This is a genomic window from Nitrospirota bacterium (assembly GCA_035516965.1).
In the GTDB taxonomy this organism is placed as follows: domain Bacteria; phylum Nitrospirota; class UBA9217; order UBA9217; family UBA9217; genus MHEA01.
Map to the genome: position 1 here is coordinate 1 of DATIZR010000096.1, position 16,656 is coordinate 16,656.

At 58.1% G+C, this 16,656-nt stretch carries 14 protein-coding genes; 7 read left to right on the top strand and 7 right to left on the bottom strand.

Annotated features, from left to right (window positions below):
- The 3 genes from VL197_14565 to VL197_14575 form a co-directional block, all read right to left on the bottom strand.
- A partial coding sequence (locus tag VL197_14565) for a glutamine synthetase (protein ID HUJ19203.1) occupies window positions 1–330 on the bottom strand: 330 nt, incomplete at its 3' end.
- 1 nt (window position 331) lies between these two features.
- Window positions 332–670 (bottom strand): P-II family nitrogen regulator, encoded by a 339-nt coding sequence (locus VL197_14570; GenBank protein ID HUJ19204.1) that lies wholly within the window; start codon window positions 668–670, stop codon window positions 332–334.
- Between the two features lie 147 nt (window positions 671–817).
- Entirely contained in the window at window positions 818–3,985 is a 3,168-nt protein-coding gene (locus tag VL197_14575; GenBank protein ID HUJ19205.1) for a tetratricopeptide repeat protein, read from the bottom strand.
- A gap of 94 nt (window positions 3,986–4,079) precedes the next feature.
- On the opposite strand from VL197_14575, the gene def reads away from it, so the two are divergent.
- The 7 genes from def (at window position 4,080) to VL197_14610 (ending at window position 11,886) form a co-directional block, all read left to right on the top strand.
- The gene (gene def, locus VL197_14580; protein HUJ19206.1) at window positions 4,080–4,604 is read left to right on the top strand and encodes a peptide deformylase; all 525 of its coding nucleotides are present in this window, start codon (window positions 4,080–4,082) and stop codon (window positions 4,602–4,604) included.
- Between the two features lie 149 nt (window positions 4,605–4,753).
- Entirely contained in the window at window positions 4,754–5,692 is a 939-nt protein-coding gene (gene fmt / locus VL197_14585) for a methionyl-tRNA formyltransferase (GenBank protein ID HUJ19207.1), read from the top strand.
- A gap of 270 nt (window positions 5,693–5,962) precedes the next feature.
- Entirely contained in the window at window positions 5,963–6,742 is a 780-nt protein-coding gene (locus VL197_14590; GenBank protein HUJ19208.1) for a DUF116 domain-containing protein, read from the top strand.
- Window positions 6,729–8,054: a 16S rRNA (cytosine(967)-C(5))-methyltransferase RsmB gene (rsmB, locus tag VL197_14595; protein HUJ19209.1), complete on the top strand. Its 1,326-nt coding sequence runs from the start codon at window positions 6,729–6,731 to the stop codon at window positions 8,052–8,054. Before VL197_14590 ends, rsmB begins: the two co-directional genes overlap by 14 nt.
- A 232-nt stretch (window positions 8,055–8,286) precedes the next feature.
- On the top strand, window positions 8,287–9,003 hold the full coding sequence (locus VL197_14600) for a PASTA domain-containing protein (GenBank protein HUJ19210.1): 717 nt from the start codon (window positions 8,287–8,289) through the stop codon (window positions 9,001–9,003).
- Between the two features lie 147 nt (window positions 9,004–9,150).
- Window positions 9,151–9,810: a ribulose-phosphate 3-epimerase gene (gene rpe / locus VL197_14605; GenBank protein ID HUJ19211.1), complete on the top strand. Its 660-nt coding sequence runs from the start codon at window positions 9,151–9,153 to the stop codon at window positions 9,808–9,810.
- Between the two features lie 288 nt (window positions 9,811–10,098).
- Complete coding sequence (locus VL197_14610; protein ID HUJ19212.1) at window positions 10,099–11,886, top strand: cache domain-containing protein; 1,788 nt, start codon at window positions 10,099–10,101, stop codon at window positions 11,884–11,886.
- 110 nt (window positions 11,887–11,996) lie between these two features.
- Here VL197_14610 and VL197_14615 read toward each other — a convergent pair whose 3' ends face one another.
- From VL197_14615 to VL197_14630, 4 genes are all read right to left on the bottom strand, one after another.
- Window positions 11,997–13,205, bottom strand: a complete 1,209-nt coding sequence (locus VL197_14615) for an ABC transporter substrate-binding protein (protein ID HUJ19213.1) — start codon at window positions 13,203–13,205, stop codon at window positions 11,997–11,999.
- Window positions 13,206–13,543: 338 nt separating this feature from the next.
- Window positions 13,544–15,256 carry an ATP-binding protein gene (locus VL197_14620; protein HUJ19214.1) on the bottom strand — a complete coding sequence of 571 codons (1,713 nt, stop codon included), beginning with the start codon at window positions 15,254–15,256 and terminating at the stop codon, window positions 13,544–13,546.
- A gap of 136 nt (window positions 15,257–15,392) precedes the next feature.
- A complete protein-coding gene (locus tag VL197_14625; GenBank protein ID HUJ19215.1) occupies window positions 15,393–15,734 on the bottom strand; it encodes a hypothetical protein in 342 nt (113 codons plus the stop codon).
- Between the two features lie 133 nt (window positions 15,735–15,867).
- The gene (locus tag VL197_14630) at window positions 15,868–16,401 is read right to left on the bottom strand and encodes a heme-binding protein (protein HUJ19216.1); all 534 of its coding nucleotides are present in this window, start codon (window positions 16,399–16,401) and stop codon (window positions 15,868–15,870) included.
- Window positions 16,402–16,656: the final 255 nt, after the last annotated feature.

Consider the following 16,656-nt stretch of genomic DNA (forward strand, 5'->3'; position numbering starts at 1 on the left):
TCCGTCCTCGAACAAGCCCTCGGTCAGTTCGTCCACGGGCACGGAGAAGTGCTGCCACAATCCCGGATAATCCATGAACTTGAAGTCCACCATCAATGCCTTGTTCTCTTTTGCCAGCTTCAATACGTCCTTTGGTGTCATTGTATCCTCCTGTTCTGAAATTCGTACAGAGACCGCCATGGTCTTTTGCTTGCCTGCATTCGTGGCACGTCGAGCAATCGCCGGTTTCTTTTTCGCCGATTTTTTCCCAGTCGATTTCTTGGCTGTTGCCTTCTGGACGGCTTTCCCGGTACCGCGCTTTCCCCCCGTTTTTTTCTTTCCCTTTTTCATATCATATCGCCGCTTCTCCGCGCTCGCCGGTGCGGATCCTGATCACCTCTTCCACCTGCGTGACAAAGATCTTGCCGTCGCCGATGCGGCCGGTCTTGGCGGTAGTCTCGATGGTCTCGATGATCTTCGGCACGAGGTTGTCGGCGGCGATCACTTCGAGCTTCACCTTGGGAAGAAAATCGACGACATATTCCGCGCCGCGGTACAGCTCAGTGTGGCCTTTCTGCCTGCCAAAGCCCTTGACTTCCGTCACGGTAATGCCCTGCACGCCGATTCCGTTCAGGGCGTCCTTGACTTCATCGAGCTTGAATGGTTTGATGACAGCCTCGATCTTTTTCATAGGGGACGACCTCCTGTCTATTTTTAAAGCAATTTTAATGCTAGAACTAGAAGAAAGCTTTTTCAGTGGCTTAGTAGATGAGATTGTGGATGGAAATGATTAAAAAATGATCAACAGCTTAAAAAAAAGGCAGAGGATAAAGCACTATCAGCTCCGGACCTTTTCGCTTTTCCTGGTCTTTTCCTCGCGCTCGATCCTTTCGCCCTCGGCGAGAAACTTCGACGATATCTCCCGTTCGATATCGCTCTTCAGCTGGTGGAGCGAGATGGAGCCGCCCCGCTGCAGTTCCGCGATCTTTTCGGCTGTGTCCCGGTAATGCCGGTCGGCAGCATAGACCTTCTGGAACTCCCGGAGCGCATGTTCCTGGTCGCCGGCGCCCTGGAAGGCAAGGCCGAGGTCATAGCACATGCTGAGATGGTCCTGGGCTGAAGCTCCGTATTCCTCGGCGCAGTTCAACGCGTTCTGGATCTCCGTGATCGCGTTCTGGTAGTCGCCCTGTTCCAGATAGCACAGTCCCAGCATGTAGCGGCTCAGGACGTACTTCGGCTCTTCCTGCGGCGTCATGATGAATTCGCTGATTGCGTCGTCGAGCAGCCCCATTTCCTTGTACGCGATGCCGAGGTTATAGTGGGTGTCCACATCCTCCTTGATCGACTGCTGCTCGACTCCCCGCTTGAACTCTTCAAAAATGTCGTCCAGGCTCTGGTCTTCGGGAGAAGAGGGCGGAGGCGGAACGTTGACGCTGCTCAACTCGTCGCGGAGCTCAGACGCAAGGTCGAAGAAGTCACCCGAGCCCGATGCCGCTGCTGCCGCCGGCTTCTCATCGGAGATGCTGCCCATGTCGTTCAGTTCCGCGCCGAGGTCGAAGAAATCCTCTTCGGTCCGCTGCTGAACAGGGGCCGCCTGCGCCAGCGGAGGCGGGGCCGGTTCCCGGGCGATCGGGACAAATGGGGCTTTCGGAGGCTCCGGCGCTGCTTTCTCCCGGGCGGGTGACGACTTCTGCTTGAGCTGCGCTATCTCCTGCATGAGCTGCCGGACGGCCTCGTCATCGGAAACGCTGGATGCCATCTCCTCCTGAGGCGCGTTCGCGGCTCCCAGAGCCTCAAGGCCCTCGAGCCCGTCGACCGCTTCCGCCAGCTTCGAGAATTCCTGGGCGTCTTCCTGGTCCCGTTTCAGCTCTTCGATCCGCGCCTGGGCCTGCGCGTGATCCGGAGCGTACCCGAGGATCTTTTCATAGTCCCTGCGGGCCTCATCGAACAGACCCTGCTGGTAATAGAATTCCGCTTCGGCCCATATCTCGCTGATATCGACCGTCTCTCCCTGCGGCCCCCCGGCCGGCGCCGGCGGCATGACCGGAACGGGCTCGTCCAGCATCTCCGGCCCGGACTGGATCGCGAACGCGTCGTCCGCCGCCGGCTGCTTCTCTGTGAATTCCTGCGGGGCGAAAGGCTGTCCGACCGGCAGATCGGGCGCCGCGAACGGATCGTCGAATGTGATTTCCTCCGGCTCGGGATGCCGCGCCTGGGGCGGCCCATCGAAGCTCAGGTCCTGCCCCGCGGAGGGGGCCGGGAAGGCAATCTCCTCCCCGCCGGAACCGGTCTCGAAATCCGCAGGATTCTCTGCCGGCTGTTCAGTGACCGGGACTGCCTCCTCGGAAATGCCCGCCCCGGCCTGGTTCGTGGCCGCGAAGTCCTGGAGACCGGCGGGAGCTTCAGCAGCTTCTGTGGCGAGGCGGGCCTTGAGCTCAGGATGGGAGGGGGCCATGGATGCGGCTGCGTGCAGGATCTCATCGACCTGGTCCTGCCGCCCCTGCTTCGCGTAGAGATCGGCAAGGGCCAGCATGTGAGTCACGGCCTTGGACATGTTCCCGATATCGGCGTAGAGATCCCGCAGCTTGATGCGGACCTGCGCGCTCTCGGGATACCCTTTGGCCATACCCTCGAGCTGCTCGAGCGCCTTCTTCGAGAGACCATATTTGACCAGAACGTCGACTTCCGTCAATGCCTCAATGATAGCCGGATCCTCGGCTTCCGGCATTGCGGGGGTCGCCGGGGCTGCGGGGGGCACCCACTCAGCAGCCTCCGGTGCTGCCGCAGCAGGTGCAGCCTCCTTGACCACGGGCGAAGCCGGTGCAGGTTCGGGCTCCGGCTGCGGCTGCAGCTGCTTGAGCAGACGTTTCGCCTCGCCGTGGTCCGGCACCAGTTCGAGGGACCGGGCGAGAACGTCTTTCGCCTCCTCGTTCCCCCCGTCCTCGATCAGGATCTGCCCGGCCAGAACGAGCTGCTCGGCCGCGGCATCATGCCGGCCGATGGTCTTGTAGAGTGCGCTCAATGCGCGCCTGCCGTCCACGGTGCGGGGCGCCTCGGAGATGAACCGCTTGAGAATCTCCTCTGCGGCATCGAGGTCCTTGCTCTCAATCCTCATGTTGGCAAGGGACGAGACCTCGACGAACGCCTTGCCGTAGTCCTTCTGGGCGATATAGAGCTGATAGAGCTTTTCGCGGAGATCGCCGCGGCCGGGCTCCTTGGCGAGGAGCTTCTCATAGACCTCGGCAGCCTCCGCCCCGCGGCCGGCCTTCGCGAGCGCGTCGAGATAGCGTTCCGCGAGCTCTGCGTTCGACGGATCGCTTTCGAAGGCAGGCTTGAGCGCCTTGCAGGCCTCCACGAACTTGCCTTCCTTGTAGTAGACCAGTCCGGCCTTGTGGTAGACGTCCTTATTATTCGGGTCCAGGGCCAGCGCCTTCTCGAAGAGCTGGCGCGCCTCGTTGAACGCATCCTTGGAGACATGCACATCGGCGGCCTGCAGGTAAGCATCGACCGCTTCTTTTTTCATACCCTCTTTCGCGTACATGTCCGCGAGCTTGATCCGGAAGGCAATGTTCGACGAGTTCAGGTCGGCCATCTTCCTGTAGATGCCGAGGGCCTTCTCCTTGTCGTTGTTCTGGGTATAATGGCCGGCGACGATCTTGTAACTTTCGAGCGCGTTGCCCGTGAGACCCTTTTCGGCGTTCAGATCGCCGAGGGCGAGGTGAGCTTCGATCTTCTTCGGATCGATGTTGAGGACCTTCTTGTACAGCGCAATCGCCTTGGAAGAGAAGCCGTCGGCGGCAAGGATGTCGGCGGCCTTCTGGTAGGCCTCGACGGCTTCAGGCTTGGAGTTCTTTTTCAGGCACAGGTCGCCTATCGTGTTGAAAATGTTCGCGTCGTTGGGTGATTCCTTGGCGATCTTCTTCCACTCCGCGATCGACTTGTCGAACTGGCCCTTGGCGGCAAACTTCTGCGCTTCCTTGATGATGGCGTTCCTGTCAATAGCCATAAAGTGTAAAATACCACAAAGGTCATCTGGGTGTCAATACGAAGCTCTTATCTTACGCCTTGATTTTCAATATAAATCATGTTACATATGACCCATGACCGTGAGAGATATCCGAAAATTTCCCGAAGCCGTGCTGCGCACGAAAACGGGCCGGGTGACGGACTTCGACAATTCTCTTGAGCGCCTGATCGAGGATATGGTTGAAACCATGTACGCTGCGCCCGGCGTAGGACTTGCCGCGAATCAAGTCGGGGTGTCGCTCCAGCTCGCGGTGATCGACGTGACCACGCGTGACGACCGGGACAAGGGCAAACACCAGCCGCTCATCGTGATCATCAATCCCGAGATACTGTCCATGGAAGGATCCATTGTCGAGGAAGAGGGCTGTCTCAGCATCCCCGATTATGCCGAGTCGGTCAAGCGTGCGGCCAGGGTCAAGGTACGCGCTCTGGACCGGGGCGGCAAACCCTTCGAGATCGAAGCCGACGGGCTGCTCGCAAAAGCCCTGCAGCACGAGATCGACCATCTCAACGGCCTGCTCTTCGTGGACCGGCTGAGCCCGCTCAAAAAAAGCATCTTCAAGCGAAGGTACAAGAAGGCAGTCGTGGAAAAGGCGTAAGCAAAAGCCCCCAAATTTCCAAATCTCAAAATCCGGATAAGCTCCAAATTTCAGGCTGCGAACAAATGTTTCCGCTTCCTGTTCCTGTTTGCTCCGTGGGCATGGGGTTTTGGAGTTTATGGGGCGCGTGGTGCTTTGGGATTGCAATTATGAGACTGGTCTACATGGGTACTCCCCGGTTCGCCGTGCAGCCCCTGCTGGCCCTGCATCAGGCCGGTCATCAGATCGTCGGTGTCGTGAGCAGAACCGACAAGCCCGCGGGAAGGGGCCGTATGGTCGCGGTGCCCGAGGTAAAGCAGGCGGCCCGCGAACTGGGGCTCACCGTGCTTCAGCCGAAGCAGGTGCGCGATCCGGAATTCATCGAGACGCTCCGGGGGCTCGCGCCTGAGGCAATCGTCGCTGCCGCCTACGGGCAGATCCTGCCAAAGGCGGTCCTGGACCTTCCCCGCTACGGCTGCATCAATATCCATGCGTCGCTCCTTCCGGCGTACCGCGGTGCAGCCCCGATCAACTGGGCCATCATTCGCGGCGACCGGGAGACGGGCGTGACGATCATGCAGATGGACGAGGGCATGGATACCGGCGCTATCCTGCTGCAGGGGATCGTCCCCATCGAAGAAGAGGACACCACTGGCACGCTAACAGAGAAACTGTCCTCACGGGGCGCGGAGCTCATTACCAGCGCGCTGCCCCGGATCGCCTCGGGCTCGCTCATGCCGAAAGCCCAGGACCAAGCAAAGGCAAGCCTCGCGCCGCTCTTGAGCAAGCATGACGGCCTGATCGACTGGACGCTGTCCGCTAAGGAGATCCACAACCGGGTGCGGGGATTCAAGCCCTGGCCGGGCTCCTTCACGTTCCTCGACGGAGCTGTGGTCAAGATACTGAGAACCGAGGTCCTGCCCGGCAGCAGCGAACCCGGATGCATCTTCGCTCCGTCCGGAAAAACGATGGAGGTCGGTACGGGCGAGGGTATGGTCCGCATCGTTACGATCCAGCCCGCGGGCGGAAAGCCGATGCCGGCGGCCGCTTTCCTGAGCGGGCACCGGAATATAGCGGGAAGGAAGTTCTCAAGAACCGAACAGCCGTGAGGGATCAGGCGTCAGGGGAAAGGACAAATACCGTCGATTTTTTCCGCACCTGCCACCTACCGCCTTAGTAACTAACAAATCAAATTCTTTGCACAACGGCAAGAAAATTTCTCGCAGAGGCGCAGATCTCACAGAGAAAATCAAAAAATAATTCGCCATGAAAACTTTCGGGTTTGGTTTTAAACTCTGCGTCCTCCGCGTGCTCCGCGAGAGACGCCTTTAGCTTGTGGTTTTGATCCGGCTTGTCCGGGTCAGGGCATTTCAAAGATTATGTCTGAACCTAAAAAACGCATCTTCATCGGTCTTATCGTCTTCACCGTGCTGCTCATCACCGCGGTCACCGTGGGGCTGTACCTGATACCCTATATCGGGCTCAGGAACATCCATCCCCTCGCTCCGCAGGTCGTCTGCTACAGCATGGGCGCCGTGCTCAGCACGCTCATCCTCGGCGTTGCGCTGCTCATCTTCACGCTCATCCGGGGGAGGGAGATCTTTTTCGCGTCGCGGCTAAGGGGCATCGTGATCGAAGTGCTCTTCCCCATCATGATCGTGCTCGGCAGGCTGCTCGGCCTCTCGAAGGAGAAGGTCCAGCAGTCCTTCGTCGAGGTGAACAACCTCCTGGTAAAGGCCAAATGCAGAGAAGCGCGGCCCCGCCGCATCCTGCTCCTCATGCCGCACTGCCTCCAGTTCAATGACTGCGCCATCAAGATCACAACGGACGCCTACAAGTGCGCGGCCTGCGGCAAGTGCAAGATCAAGGACCTCGTGATGCTCGCAAAAAAACACGATGTGCACCTGTCCGTCGCCACCGGGGGCACCCTCGCCCGGCGCCGGGTTGCCGAGGCCAGGCCGGAGGCGATCATCGCCGTTGCCTGCGAACGCGACCTGACGAGCGGCATCCAGGACGCCTACCCCCTGCCGGTGATCGGCATCCTGAACGACCGCCCCTTCGGCCCCTGCTTCAACACCAGCGTGGACATCAGCAAAGTTGCCGAGGCCCTCGAATTCTTCGCCACCGGCAGCTGCGAGCCCCGTGGTGCCGAAGGATAACGCGCGGGAGTCGGCTCTCGCCGTTCTCTCCCGCGTGGAACAGGGCGGGTTCGCAGACCCGCTGCTGGAGCAGGCACGTACGCGGTTCGATCAGCGCGACAGCTCGTTCATCCTCGAGCTCGTCAACGGCGTGCTGAGGCACCGGCGGCATCTCGACTGGATCCTCGATCAATTTTCCCCGCAGCCCCTTTCCCGTACCGACGTCCGGACCAGGAACATCCTTCGTCTCGGCGCTTACCAGATGCTCTTTCTCGACAGGGTCCCGGTCAGCGCCGCCGTGAACACCGCCGTCGAACTCGCAAAGACGCACGGCGGGAAAAGCGGCTATGTGAACGGCCTGCTCCGGAACCTGGACCGGCGCAGGAGCACGATCGTCGATCCGCCTTCCAAGGACATCGTGAAGCGGCTCTCCATCCTCCATTCCCATCCCGCCTGGCTGGTACGGAGATGGGTGGCGCGGTTCGGCGCTGAGAGAACGGAAGCCCTGCTCCGGGAAAACAACGTCCCTTCTCCGCTCGTGATCAGGACCAATACGCTCAGGACGACCCGGGACAAGCTCAGGGCCTCGCTCGAATCGGAGGGTGCGGCAGCAAGCGAGACTGCCTATTCGGCCGAGGGACTCCGGGTCCAATCGTCGCCCGGTCTCCGCTCGCTTACGGCGTATCAGAAGGGCTGGTTCATGGTACAGGATGAAGCGGCACAGCTTATCGGCATAATGACGGCCCCCCGGCCGGGCGAAGCCGTGCTCGACGTCGGAGCGGCGCCTGGAGGAAAGGCCACTCACCTGGCAGAGCTCATGGGGAACATCGGCACGATCACGGCGCTTGAGATCGATCCCGGCCGCATCGGAAAGATCCGTGAGAACTGCGAACGGCTGGGCACGTCCATCATCAAGCCGGTCACGGGTGATGCGACAGCCTACGGGGAAGGCACCTACGACCGGATATTGATCGATGCCCCCTGCTCCGGTCTTGGCGTGCTCAGAAGGCACCCGGACGGTCGGTGGCACAAGGGTGAGGACACGATCCGGGAGCGCGCTGATCTCCAGCGAAGGATCCTCGCGAACTGCGCGGGTCTGTTGAAGCCCGGCGGTGTCCTGGTCTATGCGACATGCACGACGGAACCCGAAGAAAATGAAGCCGTGATCGATGATTTCATCGCCAGGTCTCCGGAATTCTTCCTGGCCGACCCCCGCCCGCACCTCCCGGCTCCGGCGGTCAGGCTTGTTGACGGCCGCGGTTTTTTTCGGACCTTTCCGGAGGAGTCCGCCCTGGATGGTTTTTTCGGTGCCCGGCTGGTGAAAAAAACTTAGCCTCAGGCCTTCCCGGGCCGGGTTCAAGGCCTGCACCTGAGCAAGCACCTGTTTCGTCATGGGCGTGTCCCTGTAACTCTCTGTCAATAAAGCTTTTTTTGTTTTTTTATTTTCTGGATTCTTGACCGTGTTCCTGCGCGGCTATTGCCGTTTTCTATTTGAAAATTGAACCGGTCAGCAACCAAACCTCTTGCTTCTTATAATGATTCTGAGTAAAATGGGTCCTTAACTCATGAAACGGTTCTTGAAAGGGCTCGGCATCTTCCTGGCTTTGGTCGGCGTCGGCATCATCAGCGCATTCGCGGTCGTGGCTCTGCTTCTCCGCCAGGAAGAGGTGCGCGTACCTGATCTGGTCGGCCAGGACATCGTAACAGTCGTCGACATGCTTCCGCAGCTGGGGCTCCAGCCCAAGATCGACCGGAGAGACACGAGTTCGACCGTGCCGCGGGACGCCGTGATCTCCCAGACGCCTCCGGGAGGGAGCGCGATAAAAAAAGGCCGAATGGTCCACGTGATCGTGAGCCTCGGGCCGAGCGACATGCAGACGCCGAAGCTCGTGGGCGAGCACGTCCGCAAGGCCGACGTGATGATCAGGCAGGCGGGGTACTTCCCGGGCAACCTCTCGCGCATATCCTCCGACACCGTCGAGCGCGACATCGTCATCGGCCAGGACCCTTCGGCCGGGAGCCAGCTCAACAAGGGAGAAAAGATCAGCCTGCTGATCAGCACCGGCAGGAGACCGGCCATGCTGGTCACGCCGAACGTGATCGGGAAGCGGGCCGAAGAGGCCGCGACGGTAATCAGCCGCCTGGGCCTGCAGAGCAAGGTGGTGTACCGGACGACAAGCGGCACGGCTACCGATACGGGCCGGACCGTGATCCAGCAGAAGCCCCCGCCCGGCTCGCCGGTTGCGTCTGACGGGACCGTGGAGATCGTGGTGAGCAAGTAAGCAGGGGAATCATGAAGACATTTGACACTGAGTGACATAGACAGACTATGATTTTTCACTGTGCTCATCATAAGCCATCATGGTTTTTTCAGTGTCAGGATTTAGTCTTTTTCAGCGTTGCTCTGGCTGTTCTATAAGGGAATCATCATGACGAAGAAAATCAAAATAGCACCTTCGATCCTATCCGCGGACTTCTCCCGCCTGGGTGAAGAGATCCGTGCCGTCGAGGCCGCCGGCGCGGACATCATCCACGTGGACGTCATGGACGGCCACTTCGTGCCGAACATCACCATCGGGCCGCTGATCGTCGAGGCCGCGAGAAGGTCCACGAAGCTGCCGCTCGACGTGCACCTGATGATCACCAACCCCGAGCTCTATATCGCGGACTTCGCGAAGGCCGGCGCTGACTATATCACGGTCCACGCGGAGACCGCCATCCACCTGAACCGGCTGATCCAGCAGATCCGTGAGCATAAGGGCGTTAAGGCGGCGGTATCGCTCAACCCGGCAACCCCGCTGACGGCGCTCGACTATGCCCTTGCCGACGTGGACATGGTGCTGATCATGTCCGTGAACCCCGGATTCGGCGGCCAGGCCTTCATCCCGTCGGCTCTGGACAAGATCGCGAAGCTCAGGAAGCGTATCGACGAACGGGGGTTCGCGGCTGTGATCGAGGTGGACGGCGGCGTCAAACCGGGCAACGCGGCCGAGGTCATCAAGGCCGGGGCCGACATCCTCGTGGCGGGTTCGGCCGTGTTCGGTGCCAAGGACTATGCGGCAGCTATTAAAGCGATCCGGGGAGCGTAAAAATCGCCTTGAAGAGTAAAAAATGAGCAGTTGTATCCGACATTCTCAATCTTTCCTCTTCATTTTTGACATACTTTACAAACCAACATCTCAAATTTGGAGTCAAGTTTCTGGGTTAAGCTAAAACCATTTTTCGCGCAAAGGCGCCAAGACGCAAAGAAAGAGTGAATTCAAGATTCACCCCTTGGCGCCTTTGCGCGAGATGCCTTTGACTGCAGAGTTCTCTTTTTTGACTTAATTGATCTGGGCGAAGCTTCGCTAATTTTATATTTGCCATTGGAGGTAGTCGTGTCGATAAAAAAACACCCAGCAAAAATGACCTTCGAGCTGAAGGATGTGACGGAGCCGGTGCTGTACCGTGATGTGTTCCCCTACACGAGCGTCCCGCGCGTCGTGCTCGAGGAGCGGCTCATCCAGACGAACATCCCGAAGGACATCTGGATCACGGACACTACCTTCCGCGATGGCCAGCAATCCCGGCCGCCCTACACACCCAAGCAGATCGCCGATATCTTCGACTTCATGCACCGCATGAGCGGGCCCAAGGGCGTCATCCGTCAGTGCGAGTTCTTCCTCTATTCGGAAAAGGACCGCGAGGCCGTCCGGCTCTGCCGGGAGCGCGGATACCGGTATCCCGAGATCACCGGCTGGATCCGGGCGAACAAAAACGACTTCAAGCTCGTGAAGGACATGGAGCTGAAGGAAACGGGCATTCTCACGTCCTGTTCCGACTACCACATCTTCCTGAAGCTGAACATCTCCCGCAAGGAGGCGCTCAAGCAGTACTGCGGCATCGTCTCGACCGCGCTGGAACAGGGCATCAAGCCGCGCTGCCACTTGGAGGACATCACCCGGGCCGACTTCTACGGATTCGTGATCCCCTTCGTGCAGGAGCTGATGAAGCTCTCGGAGCAGGCGCGGATCCCGGTCAAGGTCAGGGCCTGCGACACCATGGGCTACGGGTTCCCTTTCCCGGGCACGGCCCTTCCGCGCGGCGTGCCGGAGATCTTCTACGCCCTTATCCATGACGGCGGCGTGCCCTCGGAGCAGCTCGAATGGCACGGCCACAACGACTTCCACAAGGGGCTGGTGAACGGAACCGCCGCCTGGATGTACGGCTGCTCCGCCGTGAACGGAGCGCTCCTCGGGTTCGGCGAACGAACGGGCAACACGCCCGTCGAGGCCATGCTGATGGATTATATCAGCCTGACCGGCGAGGACTCCGGCATCGACACCACGGCGATAACGGAGATGGCCGAATATTTCCGGACCGAGATGGGCTTCCCCATCCCCACGAACTACCCCTTCGTGGGCTCCGAGTTCAACTCGACCGCGGCGGGCATCCATGCCGACGGCATGATGAAGAACGAGGAGATCTATAACATCTTCGACACGACGAAGATCCTGAAGCGGCCCATGGGGGTCATCATCACGGACAAGTCGGGCGTCGCGGGCATCGCGCACTGGGTGAACAGCCACCTCCACCTGGACGCGGACACGAAGATCGACAAGCGCCATCCCGGGCTCGCGAAGATAAACAAATGGGTCATGGAACAGTATGAGCAGGGACGGACCACGAGCATCTCGCATGAGGAGCTGCTCGACCGGGCCAAGAAGTACCTGCCGGAATACTTCGTCTCCGATCTCGACCGCTTGAAGAAGAAGGCATCGGAGGTCGCTCGCCACATCGTCGAGGAGTTCGTCGGAAAGCCTGAGATACGCTCCATGGACCCGAAAAAGCAGGAGCCCGTCATGGAGAAGCTGCAGCGGGAGGACCCGTACCTTCAGTTCGTGTATGTCGTGAACGCGGAGGGAAAGAAGATCACCAAGAACATCACCGACATCGAGAACAAGGCGAAGTACGAGGATTCCGGCCTGGGCGACAATTTCTCCGACCGGCCGTGGTTCATCAGCCCGATGAAGGACGGCAAAAGCTTCGTATCCGACTTCTACACGTCCAAGATCACGGGCGCGCTCTGCATCACCGTGTCGGCACCCATCATGTCGATGAAGGAAGAGATAGTCGGGGTCTTCGGCGTGGACATCCGGTTCGAGGACCTGGTCAGGGCAGAGTAGCAGGCTGCAAAAAAAAGACAAGCCGTACGCGGTTTCGCGTACGGCTTTTTTTATTATACGAGAGCAACCGCGGCTGGTTGTTCATTCGCGGCCGACTGTCGCGATCGCCTTTACTGCGTCTTCACGGAATGCCAGTCGGAGATCGGTACATAGGCGCCGCCCTGGAGCAGGGTAGGATACACGATCTGCGACCCCTGGTGGCTCCCGCCGGAGAAGTTGATCCGGTTTCCCGCCTGGATGTCGAGGTCCCGGATGCTCTCCGCGGTCCGGATGAAAGAATCCCTCGTCAGGTCCTTGCCCGCGCGCTTCAGGATCTCGACGAATACCTTGGTGGCCAGGTATCCTTCGAGACTCCCGGGGCTGGGCACCGCTCCGGGCGAATAGGTACTCAGCATGCCCAGATACTCGTTCACGGCCGGGAAGTTCGTTTCGCGCTTGGAAAAGGGCGGCACGACCTGCGTCACGACGACACCGGCGCCGTAGTTCTCGAGAAGCGCAGCGAGGCGGTCCGGTCCGACGAAAGACACATTGATGAAAACAGGATCGAGGTGTTTGGGGCTTCCCGACAGGATTGCCTTGCGTTTCCAGGAGCGGATGAACTTGGCGCAGGCGCTGTACGTCCCGGCCATCACCACGGCCTCCGGCTTTTCCGCCATGATCGCATCCATGGCCGGAATGACATCTTCGTAGTTTCTCGTGTAGGCTCCCAGGGCCACGGGCTTCAGGCGCCGCCGCTCCAGCGCTTGTCTGGTCCCTTCGAGCACGGCCTTGCCATAACCGTCATCCTGGTAGAAGACGGCCACCTTGGTGTAACCCATCACGTCAACCGTCCCCTGGATGAAGGCCTCGGCCTCCTGGTTGTAGCTGGCGCGGTAGTGAAAGATGTACCGGTCCACCGGCGTCCGGAGGGACTCGGCGCCGGTAAACGGCGCGAACAGCGGCACTCTATGCTCGTCCAGGAGGGGCTTGATCGCGGAGGTCGTGGGCGTTCCGACGTTCCCCAGGAGGCAGAAGACCTTGTCCTCCGTAAGAAGCTTCTTCACATTCGCCGTCGTGTTCAGGGGCTCATACCGGTCGTCGTAGGTGATGAGCCTTATCTTCCTTCGTCCGACCCCGCCCGCGGCGTTGACCATGCCGATGTATGCTTCGGCTCCTGCTTTGAAGTTCGTCCCCAGGAATGCTGAAGGGCCGCTCAGGGCCGTCGACATGCCGATTACGATCTCCTTGTCGGTCACGCCGACTTCTGCGTGAACCGTCAACGAGAACAGCGAGAAAACCGCGAACAAAGCACATGCTGCCACAAGTCTGCCTGTTTTCATTGTCGCCTCCCTTTGCAGTATTTATTTAGGGATGATATACATCCAAAGTATCATTAATTATTATAGCTCTGGCTTTGTATTTATCAAGGTCACGTGATAATTTATTATCTGCACTATTATGCAATATATAGATAAAAAACATTACAACATGAAATATTGAGAAACTAAGGGCATGCCGCGGATGGGACTGATGGTCAAATGAAGAACTTCAAGAGTTTCGTCTCGGACTTTTATGCGCCAAGACCACGCGTGCGCTCTGCATCACCGTGTCGGCCCATCATGTCGATGGATGGAGGAAGTGATCGTCGGGGTTTTCATTTTCGATGTGGAATCCGGTGTTATTCAAACGCCGGAAGGTAAATGGCGAAGGTCGTGCCTTTTTCGACCTCAGAATCAATCGTAATAAGACCGCCGTGCCGTTTGATGACAGAATAGCAAACGGCCAGGCCCAGTCCCAGGCCCTTCTGGCTGTAGGTATCTTTCGTGGAAAAATAAGGATCGAATATCCTCGGGATATGTTCCGTCTCAATGCCGAAACCTGTATCCCGCAGGGTCACTTTGATGTAGTCCCCGGCGGGCAGCAACAAGCCGTCATCCGCGGCAAGGTGAATATTTTCTCCCGTGATGCGCAGTACGCCCCCGTCCGGCATCGCTTCCTTTGCGTTCGTCACGAGATTCAAAAAGACCTGCCGCATCTGCTCCGCGTCGACCGGCACGGGACGGAGATCCTCCGGCAGCTCCAGCTCCGCTCTGAGCGGAGCATGGTCCAGGACCTCTTTTACGCTCTCTTTGATTATTCCGGAGATCGGTCCCATTACTCTTGCATGCTCCCCTGCCGTGGCAAAGGTCAGGAGACGCTGACTCAATTCTCTGGCGCGGAGACAGTTTTGCATCGCCACGGTCATGGTCCTGTGCACCAGGTCATCGGGCTGAGATTCGTTTTTCGCGATCTCGATGAATCCGATGATGGAGGTTATGAGGTTGTTAAAGTCATGCGTAACTCCGCCGGCAAGGATCTCGAGCGATTCAAGATGGCGCAGTTTCAGATGCTCCTCTTCAGCCTTTTTGTGCTCCGCACGGTATCGGATCATGGCAACGGCGACCGTGATGCTGATTCCGCACAAGACAACATAGAGCGCAATAAGGATGGCGGTGTCCCTTCGCCAGGGGGACAGAACCGCGTCCCGGCTGCGGCTTACGGTTATGATAAGCGGATATTCGACCTTCAAACCGGGAGGCGTACACGTGATGAGCACTGCAATGCGTTCTTCGCCCAACATTGAGGAACGGCCGTGTTGAATCGAGGCCTGCTTTCCACCCTCCCGGTGCCGCGAAAAAAGGGACCCGGACCTGAACAAATTTTTCCCGGCAAAACCGGGCTGCGTATCCGGAAGCGATATGAAGACATCACCGCCGGCATGCACGAGGCTTACCCGGTTATCAGGAGCGTAAAGCACCGACCCGACCAGCGTACCGAAATACTCCTTGTCCAGACTTGCCGCGACGATACCGAGGAATTCTCCGCGCTTTCCCGTCACCTTCCTTGTTACGTTAACGACAGAAACTCCGAGCACGGTCTGATAGGGCGGCGTGATGATCAGTCGGTCCGGATCGGAGATCGCAAGCGCCGTTTTGAAGTAATCACGGCCGCTCCCGTCAAACCCGATGATATTCTCCCTGCTTGAGCGAATAATGCGGCCATGGGAGTCGGTGACGAAAATCGTGCGGATGCCGGGGATCAGATCGTCCTGATGGCGCAGGTATGCGTTCATTTCAGCGGCGTTCGGACGCGATGCTCCGGTCTGCATTCTGACGATATCGGTCAATAAGACGTTTATGAATGTCAGGTTGGCGCCCAGGTTCTCGTCCAGGACCCGTGCCTGTGCCATCAGACGATCTTCGGTACTCGCTATGGTACGCTTGTATTCTATGTACCGTTGTCCCGCCAGGAACAACCCGAGGAGCAGAAGCAAAGCAGAAATGCCGGCCCATGTTAATTTGCGGCCAGCGAGAGCGCCTTTTTTTAGTGCCTGTTCGGTGTGTTTTACCATAGAATTTATAAAGTATTGTACTGCAAATGATTTTAATTGCAACTACTAAGCCGCCCCTGTCTCTGGCCGAGGCTTCTCAACTTCTCCTGTTTTGACGTACACAAATAAGGCTGCCGAGTCGGCAGCCTTATTATTTTTACTGTATTGTGATATCAATCAGTGAACTAGCCATAGCAAATGAAGGAGCATGATGCAATGAGAAAGACGTGACCCCAATTGGTCCGTCGTACGCAATACCTTTCAGTGCGTCAAGCGTTGGTTTGTTGACGTTGTCGGTATCTTTCCGCTCTTCCTTTTTCTGATTCGTCACATATATAATTTCGACCTCGATATCGTTAGACTTGATGGGACTTGTTATCTCGCCCAGAGCGGCATCGCGAACGGCATTGAAGTAGACCTGTTTTCCTTTGCCTTTCATTGTGGGACGTTCTTCGACCCATATCAGATAGGCCGGAGTTTCGAAACGATTGTATTTCATTTTTTAGGTCTTCTCATATCCGTTAATAATATCTTAACCGACCCGCGCTATCTTGCGCAGGTCGGTTAATGCCAGCGAGGACGGCGATATCACCATTCCGCCTTAGCGTGCATCCGGCCCTCTCTGGGCAGGCTTACTTGATGGTCGCAGCACCTGCTTTACAGACGACCTCGTCCTGCGAGCCCGTCCCGCCGGAGCACCCGATCGCGCCGATAAGCTTGCCCCCCTCCACGAGCGGGATCCCGCCGCGTGAGCCGATGACCCCGTCAAGCGTCATGATATAGTTCAGACTGTTGAGCTGGATGCCGTTCTCGAATGCTTTTGTTTCCCGACGGAAGTTCGCCGCCGCGCGCGCCTTGTGTTCCGAGATCTGGATCGAGGCAAGTTGCGCCCCATCCATGCGCTGGAAGGCGACGAGATTCCCGCCGGAGTCCACCACGGCAATATTCATCTTCCAATCATGCTTCTTCGCTTCTGCAGCGGCCGTGGCGATTGCAGCCGTGGCTCGTTCGAGCGAGATTGGCGTTCCGTAAGGGACGTCGAAAGGCATCTTTTCCGGTACGGTATCAAGAGGATTCGTCGGCGGAGACTGCTGCGCTCGAACCGGGCTGGCTCCGAGCAACGCGGCGCAAAGCATGGCAATGGTCAAGACTGATTTTGCAGACATGTTGGAGTTCCTCCTTTGGATTGATTTAAAAAATGTAAAAACGCCACAGCATAGAGTTATCAATGGCCTCATAATAGGCTGTGCCTTTTAGTTCGTCATTCCTGCGAAAGCAGGAATCCAGGATCTAACAAAAAATCCGCTGGCTTCCGGGTCAAGCCCGGAATGACCGTTTTGAAGAATAATTTAAAGGCGATAGTGCGATGTCCGTTCTATTATGAGATCGTTAAAAATCTGCAGCGCTCGTCTTTTCTGAAG

Coding starts and splice junctions, on each gene's coding strand:
- VL197_14590 (HUJ19208.1), top strand. CDS start 5,963: ATGTCTGAACCTAAAAAACGCATCTTCATCGGTCTTATCGTCTTCACC.
- rpe (HUJ19211.1), top strand. CDS start 9,151: ATGACGAAGAAAATCAAAATAGCACCTTCGATCCTATCCGCGGACTTC.
- VL197_14600 (HUJ19210.1), top strand. CDS start 8,287: ATGAAACGGTTCTTGAAAGGGCTCGGCATCTTCCTGGCTTTGGTCGGC.
- VL197_14620 (HUJ19214.1), bottom strand. CDS start 15,256: ATGGTAAAACACACCGAACAGGCACTAAAAAAAGGCGCTCTCGCTGGC.
- VL197_14630 (HUJ19216.1), bottom strand. CDS start 16,401: ATGTCTGCAAAATCAGTCTTGACCATTGCCATGCTTTGCGCCGCGTTG.
- VL197_14625 (HUJ19215.1), bottom strand. CDS start 15,734: ATGAAATACAATCGTTTCGAAACTCCGGCCTATCTGATATGGGTCGAA.
- def (HUJ19206.1), top strand. CDS start 4,080: ATGACCGTGAGAGATATCCGAAAATTTCCCGAAGCCGTGCTGCGCACG.
- VL197_14615 (HUJ19213.1), bottom strand. CDS start 13,205: ATGAAAACAGGCAGACTTGTGGCAGCATGTGCTTTGTTCGCGGTTTTC.
- VL197_14575 (HUJ19205.1), bottom strand. CDS start 3,985: ATGGCTATTGACAGGAACGCCATCATCAAGGAAGCGCAGAAGTTTGCC.
- VL197_14570 (HUJ19204.1), bottom strand. CDS start 670: ATGAAAAAGATCGAGGCTGTCATCAAACCATTCAAGCTCGATGAAGTC.
- fmt (HUJ19207.1), top strand. CDS start 4,754: ATGAGACTGGTCTACATGGGTACTCCCCGGTTCGCCGTGCAGCCCCTG.